Below are 12,312 nucleotides of genomic sequence, written 5' to 3' on the forward strand. Positions count from 1 at the left end.
GGAGCCTGTTGATGCGTATCCTCTCCGCGCTGCTCGCCTTGCTGGCGCTCGGCGCGACGCCCGCCACCGCGCAAGTCGTCGCCAGCGTCGCCTCGCCCGACAACAGCCTCAAGGTCGAGGTGACGCTCAACGGCGAGGGGCGCGCCGGTTATCAGGTCAGCCGGCTCGGCAAGCCGATCATCGCCGAATCGCATCTCGGCTTCCTGTTCACCGACGCGCCGCAGCTGCTGCGCAACTTCGCGCTCGAAAGCCGGACGAGCAGCGAGCATGACGAGAGCTGGACCCAGCCCTGGGGCGAATGGAGCAAAGTCCGCGACCATTATCGCGAGCTGCGCATCCGCCTGCGCGAGACGAGCGCGCTGCACCGCGCGCTCGATGTCGTGTTCCGCGTGTTCGATAACGGCGTCGGCTTCCGCTACGAATTTCCCGACCAGCCGAACCTCCACCAGGCCAACATCGCCGAGGAGCTGACCCAGTTCAACCTCGCGCAACCGGCCGAGGCATGGTGGTGCGAGGCGTTCGAATCCAACCGCGAGGAATATCTCTACCACCACACGCCGGTGGCGGAGATCGGCACCGCGCAGACGCCGCTGACGGTGAAGCTCGCCGACGGCACGCACATCGCCTTTCACGAAGCGGCGCTGGTCGATTATGCCGGCATGAACATCGTCAAGGTGGTCGGCGGCGACCTCAAGGCGGTGCTGACCCCGGCGGCGACCGCCGCCAAGGTCAGCCGCGCGGCGCCCTTCCCGACGCCGTGGCGCGTGATGCTGATCGCGCCCGACGCAGCCGGCCTCTATATGGCCAACCCGCTGATTCTCGACCTCAACGAGCCCAACAAGCTGGGCGACGTGTCGTGGGTGCACCCGCGCAAATATGTCGGCATCTGGTGGGGCATGCACCTCGACACGCAGAGCTGGGCGTCGGGGCCGAAGCATGGCGCGACGACGGCAAACACCCGCGCGATGATCGACTTCGCGGCGAAGAACGGTTTCGGCGGCGTGCTGGTCGAAGGCTGGAACAAGGGTTGGGACGGCGACTGGTTCGCCAATGGCGAGGATTTCAGCTTCACCCAGCCCTATGCCGATTTCGACCTTCCCGGGCTCGCCGCCTATGGCAAGAGCAAAAGCGTGGTGTTGATCGGCCATCACGAGACCTCGGCCAATGCCGCGCATTATGAGGAGCAAATGCGCGCCGCGTTCGACCTCGACCAGCGGCTCGGCGTGGATGCGGTCAAGACCGGCTATGTCTCCGACGCCGGCGGCTTCAAGGCGAAGACCGGGCCGGACGGCGCGATCCGTTACGAATGGCATGAGGGGCAGGCCGCCTCGGTCCACCATCTGCTCGTCGTCACCGAAGCGGCGAAGCGCCATGTCGCGATCGACACGCACGAGCCGATCAAGGACACCGGCCTGCGCCGCACCTATCCCAACTGGGTGTCGCGCGAGGGGCAGCGCGGCATGGAGTATAATGCCTGGGGGGTGCCCAAGAACCCGCCCGAGCATGAGGCCAATCTCGTCTTCACGCGCATGCTCGGCGGGCCGATGGACTTCACGCCCGGCGTGCTCAGCCTGAAGGGGCGCGGCGACAGCGACATCCTCTCGACCATCGCCAAGCAGCTCGCGCTGTACGTCGTGATCTATTCGCCGATCCAGATGGCCGCCGATCTGCCGGAAAATTACGCGAAATATCCCGGCGCCTTCCAGTTCATCAAGGACGTGCCGACCGACTGGTCCGACACGCGCGTGCTAAATGGCGCGGTCGGCGACTATGTCACGATCGCACGCAAGGACCGGCGCTCGAACGACTGGTATCTCGGCGCGGTGACCGACGAGAATGCCCGCACGCTCGACGTGACGTTCGACTTTCTCGACGCCGGCAAGACCTATCGCGCCGAGATCTACCGCGACGGACCGGGCGCCGACTATCGCACCGCCGCGCGTCACGCGATTACCATCGAGAAGATCAGGGTGCGCAAGGGCGACAAGCTCAGCCTGCCGCTCGCGCCGGGCGGCGGCGAGGCGATCCGCTTCGTGGCGGGGCGGTGAACTCCTTCCAACTCCCCACCCCGGCGAAGGCCGGGGCCCAGTTACGGGCGGCTCGCAACTGGGCCCCGGCCTTCGCCGGGGTGGTTTTGGTTTTGGCGACCTTTTTCCTGCCAAATAAAGCCCAGGCCCGGGACGCGGGCCGCTTCGTCGAGATCGCGGCCGCGCCCTCGACCCAGCCTGAAATCGCCGCGCCGCATGTTGTGGTGTGGTTGCCGCCCGGTTACGACGCGTCGCGGCGGCGTTACGGCGTCGTCTATATGCATGACGGGCAGAATCTGTTCTTCCCGGCGCGCTCCAACTTCAACAAGGTGTGGGCGGCGGACAAGGCGGCGCTGCGGCTGATCCGCGCCGGCAAGGTCGCGCCGTTCATCATCGTCGGGATCGATCAGCCCGGCGCCGCGCGCTACCGGCAATATTTCCCGCAATTCCTCTACGGACCGGCCTCGCCGACATTGCGCGCCGGGTTCGACCGGCTCGCCAAAGGGCCGATCACCGGCGACGCCTATCTCCGCTTCATCGTGACCGATCTCAAGCCGATGATCGACCGCGACTATCGCACGCGGCGCGACCCGGCGCACACGACGATCATCGGGTCGAGCATGGGCGGGCTGATCTCCTGCTATGCCTTTGTGCAATATCCGCGCGTCTTCGGCCGTGCGGCGTGCGTCTCGACGCACTGGCCGCTGGCCGATCCGTCGGATGTCGGGCCGTTCAATGCCGAGGTTACCGCGCTGTGGCACGACTATCTGGCGCACCGGCTCGGCAAGCCGGGCGGGCGGCGGCTGTGGATGGACCATGGCACCGCAACGCTCGACGCGGCGTACGAACCTTATCAGCGCGCGATCGACGCCGACCTCAGCGGACTCGGCTGGCGCCGGGGCCGCGACTTCGCCAGCCACAGCTATGCCGGCGCGGCGCATGAGGAAAATGCCTGGGCGGCGCGGCTCGACGCTATCTTCGGCTGGCTGCTGCGGTGAGCGCGCCGGGCCGCATCGTCATCCTCGGCGGCGGCACCGCCGGCTGGATGGCGGCCAATCTCTTCGCGCAGCGCTGGCCCGGCACCGCGCAGGTGACGGTGATCGAAAGCCCCGAGATCAGCATCATCGGCGTCGGCGAGGGGTCGACTCCGCAGCTGAAGGCGTTCTTCGACACGCTCGGCATAACCGAAGCCGAATGGATGCCGGCGTGCAACGCGACCTACAAGAACGGCATCTCCTTCCATGGCTGGTCGGATCGGCCCGGCCATGAAAGCTATTTCCACCCATTCCCGAGCCCGCTCGACCTGCACACCGCGCCGACCTTTTTCTTCAACGGCCAGGCGCGGCGCTTCGGCAACGACGTGTGGGCGCACCCCGACCGCTTCTTCCTCCCGCCGCGCCTCGCCGCCGCACGGCTCGCCCCGATCGCCGCGGAGAGTTTCCCGCTCGAACCGAGCTATGGCTATCATTTCGACGCGCATCTCGTCGGCGCGTTCCTGCGTCAGCATGCGGTGGCGCGCGGCGTCACGCATCTCCAGCGCCGCATCGTCGAGGTGGCGGTCGACAATGGCGCGGTTGCGCAGCTCGTCGGCGAGGATGGCGAGACGATCGCCGCCGACCTGTTCGTCGATTCGAGCGGCTTCCGTTCGGTGATCCACCAGGCCGCGCTCGGCGTGCCGTTCCGCTCCTTCGCCGACAATCTGTTCAACGACCGTGCCGTGGTGATGCCGACGCCGGCCGATCCGACCGGCACCGCCAGCGCGACCCGGTCCACCGCGCTGAAACATGGCTGGGCATGGGACATTCCGCTGACCAGCCGCACTGGCAACGGCTATGTCTATGCCTCGCGCTACACCACGCCCGAGGAGGCCGAGGGGGAGCTGCGCGCGCATCTGGGGCTGGGCGAGGAGGTCGCGGCGCGGCATCTCAGCATGAAGGTCGGGCGGGTCGAGGCGACATGGTCGGGCAACAGCCTGGCGATCGGGCTGGCACAGGGTTTTATCGAGCCGCTCGAGGCGACCGCGCTGCACATCGTCCAGGCGACGGTCGAGGGGTTCATCGCGGCGTGGGAAGCGGGCGGCTACACCCCGGCCAACCGCGACGCGTTCAACCAGCGCATCGCCGCGCGCTATGACGGCATCCGCGACTATATCGTGTGCCATTACCGCATGAACCGGCGCAGCGACACGGCCTATTGGCGCGACAATGCGGCGAACGACCGGCTGTCGGATTCGCTCAAGGCGATCATCACCTGCTGGTTCACCGGGCAGGATATCGAGCGCGAGATCGCCGAGCAGGGCATCGCCGGCTATTATCCGGCAACCTCGTGGCAGTGCCTGCTGGCGGGCTATGGCCAGTTCCCCGACGATGCGCGGCTTCATGCGCCCGAACCCGCCGCGCTGCGCCACGACATGGGCGCGATCGACGAGCTGCTGCGCCGCGCCGCGCTCAATTTCCGCGACCACAAGGCCGTGCTGGCCGAGCTGACCTGAAGGACCCGCCGATGCGCTGCATCATTGCCCTGTTGCTCACCGCATTCGCGCTGCCGGCTGCCGCCGCACCGATTCCGGCGCGCTACACGCCGCAGCCCTATGTGAAGGTCCAGCACCCGGCATGGAGCCGGCAGGCGGTGCTCTACCAGCTCAACACGCGCCAGTTCACGCCAGAGGGCACTTTCCGCGCCGCCGAGACGCAGTTGCCGCGGTTGAAGGCGCTGGGCGTCGACGTCATCTGGCTGATGCCGGTCAACCCGATCGGGGTGAAGAACCGCAAGGGGACGCTGGGTAGCCCCTATGCGGTGCGCGACTATTATGGCGTGAACCCCGAATTCGGCAGCGTGGCCGATCTCAAGGCGTTCATCGCCACCGCGCATGGGCTCGGCCTGCACGTCATTCTCGACTGGGTCGCCAACCATACCGCATGGGACAACAGGCTCGTAACCGAACATCCCGACTGGTACGAGCATGACTGGAAGGGGCGCTTCCGCCCGACGCCGTGGTTCGACTGGTCGGACATCATCGACCTCAACTACGACAAGCCGGGCCTGCGCCAATATATGACGGCCGCGATGAAATATTGGGTGCGCGATGTCGGCTTCGACGGCTTTCGCTGCGACGTCGCCGGGATGGTGCCGATGGATTTCTGGAACAATGCGCGGGCCGAACTGTCGGCGATCAAACCGGTTTTCATGCTCGCCGAGTGGAACTGGCCCGATTATCACGCGCGCGCCTTCGACGCGACCTATGCCTGGGACTGGTGGGACGCGATGCATGCGATCGGCACGGGCAAGGGCGATGCCTCCGGGCTGTTCGGCTATTACAGCTGGAACGACGGCGCCTGGCCGCGCGGCGCGATGCGCATGCTGTTCACCACCAACCACGACAAGAACAGCTGGGACGGCAGCGACGAGGAGCTGTTCGGCAAGAGCTTCGCCGCGGCGACCGCGTTGAGTTTCGTCGGCGACGGCCTGCCGTTGATCTATAACGGCCAGGAAGCGGGCAACCCCAAGCGGCTGGAGTTCTTCGAGCGCGACCCGATCGCGTGGCGCGACCACCCCAATGCCGCCTTGTACCGCCGGCTGATCGCGTTCCGCAAAAGCCACCCCGCGCTCGACAATGCGCCATGGGGCGCGCCGATGATCCGCGTCGTCAACGACCATCCGGAAAAGGTGTTGTCGTTCGTGCGGGTCAAGGGGGGCGACCGGGTGTTCGCGGTGTTCAACTTCTCGGGCGAGGCGCAGAAGGTGAGCTTCAGCGACGGCCCGATCACCGGCATCTGGCATGACGAACGCGATGGCGGCGGCGTGACGCTGGCCGAGGGCGCGACAATGACACTGGCGCCGTGGAGCTTCCGCTTGCTGGCGCAGTAAAGCCGGAGCGGGAAGGGCGGGCGTGGCCAGTATCGCGCAAGTCGTCGAGTCGCAGGCCCGCAAGTAAAAGGGGTATTTTGCGAGGGGATGGGGGTCGGTTTGCGTGGGGCGTTGGCACCGCCCGCGCGAAGATGGCGCAGCGAACAGGGGCGCGACTCCAACTTCATGTCTATCCCGCTGCGGCCACTGTTCGGGCGGACCCGGGCAGGGCGCCGGCGCGATGACAGGCGCTGTTCGGTGCGCATTATGCGAATAGCCTGGAGAATTACTGTGCGACATCTGCGATCTCCGTTCGCCACCGCGCGCTCGGATCCAACATCATGGCGGTGCGGCGCGGTGGCCGGAGCATCGTGCGCGCGGTTGCGTGCGGGGTGAATCAAGGCGGCGCGGAGCAGCTTGATCATGACGAGGATCTGAGGACAGATCGCGCGATGGAATCGCTCAGCCTCAGCGCCGCGCGCGCCAATCTCAAGGCAGTTATGGAGCGGGTCGTCGCCGACCGGGCGCCGGTTGCAATTACGCGCCCGCGCAAAGAAGGGGTGGTGTTGATCGCGGCGCGCGAATGGGCGTCGATCGAGGAAACGCTCTATCTGTTGCGCTCACCGGCGAATGCGAAAAGGTTGCTGGAGTCAGTGCGCGAGCTCGAGGCGGGTCAAGGCGAAGAGCGCGCGCCGAACGAACCATAAAGCGCGTCTTCTGTTGTATCACTACTGGCTCCGGCCGTGGATCGCCGCTGCGTGTCGTATGGTGGGCTCAGGTGTCCAGCGAGATGTCATCCCATCCGGTGTCCGCATGCTGCACCAGCCAGTTCAATGCCTGATGCCGCTCCATCGCGACATCGTCACTCAGCCCCGCCGGCGCGGGGCGATTGTTGATCCGCGCATCGACCAGTGCCCAGCGGTAACGAAAGATCAGGTCGGCCTGATCGAGGATGTCGGGCAATGGTCGCAGCTTCGCCCTGGCGAGAAACTGCGCGCGCGAATTGTGCTTCAGCAGGGCGGCGAGCGCTGCCGGGTCGCAGGGCGTCTTCGGGGCGTCGAGCCGATCGACCAGACCAAGCGCCCAGAGCAACGTGTTGGCGGCCTCATATCGCCAGACGTTCACGTCGCGATCGGCCTGACTCGGCGCGGGGTCGGCGATGAATGCCGCCTCTTTCGGCGAAAGCCACGGCGCCAATTGGTAGTCGCGGACGATGGCGTCGACATGAACCTGTTCGAGGCCCTCGCCCTTGAGCGCCACCACCAGCGTCGCGGCGGCGCGCACCGCGACCTCCTCGGTCGACGGCAGTTTCACCGCGCGTTCGGACTCGATGACCGGCAGCCACGCATTCACCGGCACATGTTGCGCACGCATGACGGCGTTGGAGCGGGCACGCCGCGCGACGGAATCGGGTGGCAGATCGGGATAGCGCTCCTCGAAGGTTTGCGGCGACGCGGCTTGCGCGGGGCGTGCGGCGTTCGCCCGCGAGGTCAGCATCGTGCTAACCCCGAAGGCGGCGATCGCCAGGCAGGCGATAAAGACAGAGATCTTCAGGGCCATGGGCAATCCGCGAGAAGTCATACCGATCGAACCTGACCTATGACCAATGGATGTCGTGAACAACGTCCTTGTCGCAAGCGTCGACAGTGCCGCTCACCGGCTGGGTCGGACATCGGCATTCGCGCCCTTCGAGCCCCATGAAACGATGAATATCGATGTCGCCGCCTGGTCTCGCGCGACGCCCCCCGATGTCGCTGTGCCGGCAGGCTGGCCGATGACATCGTGCGCCGCAGGAATGGGTTGGCGGGCGCCGGCCCGATGACCGATGGTAGGGGAAAGGCCGCGTTGCCGATCTCCGGCTTTTCTGCAAGCATGGGCCGATGATCCCCGCTCTCATCGCCCTGCTGCTCGTGGCGGCGCCACCCCAGCCACCCGCCGCCGCCGCGCGCTGGCAATTGTTCCAGACCGTCAGTTCGGGCGGGCAGACATACGATTATTATTACGACAAGCCGGGCGTGATCTCGTCGGACGAGAAGGTGGCGGTGACGATCCGTATTCTCGGCAAGCCGGCGAAGAGCGTGACGCTGTCGTCGATCGAGCTGAATTGCCGGACGGTGACCTTCACCGAGACCAAGACCGTCTCGACCGACGCGCAAGGGCGCCGCACCGAATTGCCGCCCGCGGCACTGTGGCGCGATGCGCCGATCCTGCCGGGCAAGTCGGCGGACAAGTTGCGGCGTCTGCTCTGCCGCTGAGCGGGCGGCGGGCCGCGCTTGCCGCCACGCCTTGCGGGCGGTGCCATGGGAGCCTCGCAACCGGGGCGAAGCGATCGACGATGCGAAACAGGCGGGCGGTGCGCCGCGCGCCGTAACGCGTGATGGCGCCAATGCGCGGGCAATTGAATCAGCGCGTCGCGCTCGCCACTATCGTGGCGGCAACAGGCGAGGTCGCGATGCGGGGCGGATTTCATCATATCGACCTGAACGTCAGCGATCTGGCGGCGGCCAGGGCTGTCTATGGCCCGGTGCTGGCGTTCCTCGGCTATCGCCAGGTGCGCGAGGATGCGCGCGGGTGCGAATGGGATCTCGGGCCGGACGGGCACGGTGCCTCGCTAGGCCTGCGGCAATGCGACGCGGCGCATGCCGGCCAGCGGCACGAACGTTACGCGCCCGGCCTGCATCATCTGGCGTGGCGCGCGGAAAGCCGGGCGGATGTCGACGCGCTGCATGCGTTGCTGGTCGCGCAGGGCATCACGGTGCTCGACGCCCCGGCGCATTATCCGCAATATTCGGGCGATTATTATGCGGTGTTCTTCGAGGACCCGGACGGGATGAAGCTGGAACTGGTGTACGCGCCCGGGTGGATTTGAGGGGCGCGCGCCCCGCCCTTATCCCGCGACGGACACATTTTTCGAAAATGCGGGATAAATTGCAAGGGACGCGATCGCCGTGGGGGGAGGCTGACAAGCTGCGCTCCCGCGCCCCGGTCCGCTATTCGGGCGACAGCAGCATCCGCACGTTGATCGTCGGGTTGCCCGCTTCGGCGAGCGGGAAATTGCTCGCCGCGCCCTCGCCCAGCGACGGCACCTCGATCGCGATCGACAGCTTGCGGCCGACGATCAGCGATTGATCGAGCCGGAAGTCGAGGCTGATCAGCGCCTGTTTACGGCACGTGGCGCACCCGCGCGGCACGGTCGGCTGGAAGAAGGCGCGGCGTGCGATCGGTTCGCCATCGGCGAGCAGGTTCACCACGAAGGTGCCGGGAATGTTCATCCGGTCGATATCCTTGACGCGCAGCGACACACGCGATGGCTCGACGGTGAACGCCATGGCGGCGTCGGTGCTGCCGGCCTTGCGCTCCATCGCGACGACCTCGCCGCCGGCGAGCTTGTCATAGGCGATGTCGGGCCACACGATCGTATCGCTGCCCGGCGTCGGATAGGGATCGAGCGCGAGCGGCAGCCAGTCGGTATTGCCGTCGAGCGTGGCGACGAAGCCGGGCAGCGTGGTCGCGCCGGCGAGCACCTGCCAGCTTTGCCACAGCCGGTCCCAGTTGCAGTGGAAGAACCAGAAGATCGGGTCGTAGGCGGCGACATCCTGATTGGCCATGGTCGGGCCGCACGAATTGTGGCCGTCGTCATGGCCCTCGATGATATATTGCTGGAAACCCCCGCCATTCTTGTACGCGCCCCATTTCTCGGCGGGCAGGGCATCGGCGATGTCCGACGGGACGCTCGGCAGCTTCAGCAGGTTGGTGCGGATCGTCGCCGCGTCGAAACGCTGCGTCTGATAGCCTTGCGGATAGCTGTTGCTCGCGGCGGCGATCTCGATCGGTAGGGTGTAGCTGTCGAACGGCGCCTCATAGAGCAACGCCGGGACGGGCTCGGTGATGTCCCAATAGGGCAGCGTCACCTCGGCGCAGCCATCGACCGAGCGCAGCGCGTCCTCGAACGCCTTCATATAGACGCGGTGCCACGGATTATAACCGTCGACATGGTGCATGCAGTAGGCATTGGGCACGCCGTGCAGCGCCGCCAGCACGAAATAGCTGTTGGGGTCGAGCGGGCTTTGCGGGCTGGTCGGGTCGAGCGCCATGATGCCGCGAAACGCCGTCTTGAGCAGCGCGATCTCGGCCGGGCTGAGCGCGTTGACGTTCTTGCGCAGGCGGACGCCGGGTGCGGCGGCGGCGGTGAGCATCTCCTCCGTCATCGCCTGCGGCGCCGCCGCACCGAGCGGGTAACCATCGGTCATCCAGTTGGCGAAGGTCTGCACGCGGTTGGCGCTCCACGGCGGCCCGCCCTGCGGCATGTTGCCGCTTTTGGTGCGGGCGTAGATCTGCGCGGCCATTGCCTTGACCCCGGCATAGGAAGCGAGATCGACGCCGAAGCCGCTCATGCAGGCGATATCCTGCGGGCGGAAGAAATGGCTGATGTCGGCGCTGTAGGTCGGGTGCGCGACGATCGGGTCGGGCGCGGGCGTCGGGGTGGGGACCGGCGTCGGTGGCGGGGGCGGCGCAACGCCGATCGGAAAGCCGGTGGCGATCCAGTTGAGGAAGGTTCGCACCCGCCCTGCCGTCCACGCCGTGCCCCCCATCGGCATGTTGCCGACGCGGGTCTGTTCGTAAATGTCGGTGGCGTGCTTGCGCACCCCGTCATAGCTGGCGAGGTCGATGCCCTGCGCCGCCATGCACTGGATTTCGCCATCGTCGAAAAAGCCGCTGATGTTGCCGTACCAGGTCGGGTTGGCGATCGGCGTGTCGTCGCTGGCGGGGTCGGGCATCGTCTTCTCCGGCGCTTTCCTGATGCCGGCAAGTGGCCATAGTTAAGTATATGAGTCAATCTGGTGGCGGCTTTTGTAATAAATGACGCGAGTGTAAGTTATATCCATTTCGGATTTAGTTTGCCGCCTGCGTCGTCGATCCTTCATTGATCTATCGGCGGTGCTAGCGCGAGCGGCCAATCGATGAGAAGGGGCATGACGGTCGCGCCGTCACTTGCGCAGGGCGAGGTGGTTTCGTCGCACCACCGATGATTGCTTGTCGTCCCAATCGATGGCGATTTACGCGCCGCGATGTTTCTCGATCGCTGCCAGCATTTCGCGGCGGAAGATTGCGTTGAGGCGCACCCTCACGTCGCCTCGTTACCACGCGACCGGCGCAGGCGCGCCGCGCTGTTCGGACCACAGCAGATAATGCGCGGTAAGTTCACCCGGAAGCGTCGCGGCGAACGCCGCATCGAGCGGATAATGCGGCATCGCCTCATCGACCGCGTCGAGCAGCAGCATGCCCTGTTTGCGATCCTTGGCACGCTTCAGCGGATTGCGCTTCGCCTGCTCGGCCATCCACAGTTTCTGCAGCGCGAACCAGCGCGGATCGGGCGCGACGATGCGCACCGGGCTGCCGTCGCGACAGATCAGGACCTGGTCGATCGGCCTTCCCATCAGCAACCATTCCTGCTCGGGCAGCGCGACCGGGCGGGGGCGATCGGTGGGCGCCATGCTCGCGAGGCGCGAAGGCGCGACCAGTATCTCGACCTCATAGGCCCCGGCGTTGCGCGCCTGAAAGGTCCGCTCGGTGTTGACGGTGAAGGTCGGATCGACCGCTTTCAGCAATTGCCATAAAATCTGCTCGCCCTGATGCGGTTCGGTCTCCGTCCAGGCGAGGTCGAAGTCCGCCGTCTCCTCGGGCAGTTCGCGAATGAAGCCCGCAGCCTCGAGCATATAGGCCGCCATCGTGTTGGTGCCGACGACCAGCAAGGCGCCGTCGAGCAGGCCACGCCGATCGGCCTCGCGCAGCAACGGCCCCGCTTCGCTGGCCACCATCGGGACACGCAGCGCGCGCGCCAGCCGCGAGCTTTCGTCGAGTACGGCCTTGCTCGTTTCGCGGCGATGCTTGGCGGCGGCTTTCGCGGCGCGATATTCTTCCCATTGCGCGGCCTTCTCGTCGGACCATGGCCCCAGGCTCGTGCCGTTTCCGCCGCGATCGTGGATTTCGTAGAGATAGGCCCGACCGGCGATCTCCTTGCGCCGCAGGTCATAGGGCAAGGCGGCAAGCGTACGTTCCGCCTCGATCCATGCTTCATAGCGCTGGCGCAGATTGACGAGCGTGCGCGCCTGTTCGTCGGAGAAGGGTTTCACCACCGGCATGGGGGTTTATCCCACAAATTGTGGATTTTGTAAAATGTGGGATAATTGGGGCGAACGACCCCACGCGTGATCAAGAAAAGGGGGCATCGTACGTGGCGCCGTAGTGCCGGAAAGCCGCTCGTACGGTTCTGTGCCGGGGCACTCGGTAATCGGCGTCCCTACCGCAATCCGAACCTCTAAGAGCCCGAGCGGAAAGTGGTTGAGCGATATCAGTAGGTTGTGATTCACCGTCGTTGTCGAGACGATAGGAGAAGCAGATGGCCTGGACTGATACCGCCCGCCGGCAACATAGGCGG

At 66.1% G+C, this 12,312-nt stretch carries 10 protein-coding genes; 7 read left to right on the plus strand and 3 right to left on the minus strand.

Annotated elements, in window-relative coordinates:
* The first annotated feature begins 11 nt into the window (after positions 1 to 11).
* The 5 genes from U1839_RS06605 to U1839_RS06625 all read left to right on the plus strand — a co-directional run bounded on the left by U1839_RS06605 (position 12) and on the right by U1839_RS06625 (position 6,580).
* Positions 12 to 2,048, plus strand: a complete 2,037-nt coding sequence (locus U1839_RS06605; protein ID WP_332802866.1) for a glycoside hydrolase family 97 protein — start codon at positions 12 to 14, stop codon at positions 2,046 to 2,048.
* An 80-nt stretch (positions 2,049 to 2,128) separates the two neighbouring features.
* Entirely contained in the window at positions 2,129 to 3,025 is an 897-nt protein-coding gene (locus U1839_RS06610; RefSeq protein WP_332802867.1) for an alpha/beta hydrolase, read from the plus strand.
* Complete coding sequence (locus tag U1839_RS06615; RefSeq protein WP_332802868.1) at positions 3,022 to 4,518, plus strand: tryptophan halogenase family protein; 1,497 nt, start codon at positions 3,022 to 3,024, stop codon at positions 4,516 to 4,518. Before U1839_RS06610 ends, U1839_RS06615 begins: the two co-directional genes overlap by 4 nt.
* 11 nt (positions 4,519 to 4,529) lie before the next feature.
* Positions 4,530 to 5,894 carry an alpha-amylase family glycosyl hydrolase gene (locus U1839_RS06620; RefSeq protein WP_332802869.1) on the plus strand — a complete coding sequence of 455 codons (1,365 nt, stop codon included), beginning with the start codon at positions 4,530 to 4,532 and terminating at the stop codon, positions 5,892 to 5,894.
* 320 nt (positions 5,895 to 6,214) lie between these two features.
* Positions 6,215 to 6,580, plus strand: coding sequence for a type II toxin-antitoxin system Phd/YefM family antitoxin (locus U1839_RS06625; protein ID WP_332802870.1), 366 nt, complete (start codon positions 6,215 to 6,217; stop codon positions 6,578 to 6,580).
* A 67-nt stretch (positions 6,581 to 6,647) separates the two neighbouring features.
* Here U1839_RS06625 and U1839_RS06630 read toward each other — a convergent pair whose 3' ends face one another.
* Entirely contained in the window at positions 6,648 to 7,433 is a 786-nt protein-coding gene (locus U1839_RS06630; protein ID WP_332802871.1) for a DUF4272 domain-containing protein, read from the minus strand.
* Between the two features lie 320 nt (positions 7,434 to 7,753).
* On the opposite strand from U1839_RS06630, the gene U1839_RS06635 reads away from it, so the two are divergent.
* Positions 7,754 to 8,128 carry a hypothetical protein gene (locus tag U1839_RS06635; protein WP_332802872.1) on the plus strand — a complete coding sequence of 125 codons (375 nt, stop codon included), beginning with the start codon at positions 7,754 to 7,756 and terminating at the stop codon, positions 8,126 to 8,128.
* Positions 8,129 to 8,259: 131 nt separating this feature from the next.
* Positions 8,260 to 8,742, plus strand: coding sequence for a VOC family protein (locus U1839_RS06640; protein WP_332802873.1), 483 nt, complete (start codon positions 8,260 to 8,262; stop codon positions 8,740 to 8,742).
* A 121-nt stretch (positions 8,743 to 8,863) separates the two neighbouring features.
* Here U1839_RS06640 and U1839_RS06645 read toward each other — a convergent pair whose 3' ends face one another.
* On the minus strand, positions 8,864 to 10,651 hold the full coding sequence (locus tag U1839_RS06645; RefSeq protein ID WP_332802874.1) for a tyrosinase family protein: 1,788 nt from the start codon (positions 10,649 to 10,651) through the stop codon (positions 8,864 to 8,866).
* Between the two features lie 360 nt (positions 10,652 to 11,011).
* Positions 11,012 to 12,016, minus strand: coding sequence for a GSU2403 family nucleotidyltransferase fold protein (locus U1839_RS06650; protein ID WP_332802875.1), 1,005 nt, complete (start codon positions 12,014 to 12,016; stop codon positions 11,012 to 11,014).
* Positions 12,017 to 12,312 lie beyond the last annotated feature (296 nt).

Source organism: Parasphingomonas halimpatiens, assembly GCF_036663795.1.
Lineage (GTDB): Bacteria > Pseudomonadota > Alphaproteobacteria > Sphingomonadales > Sphingomonadaceae > Sphingomonas.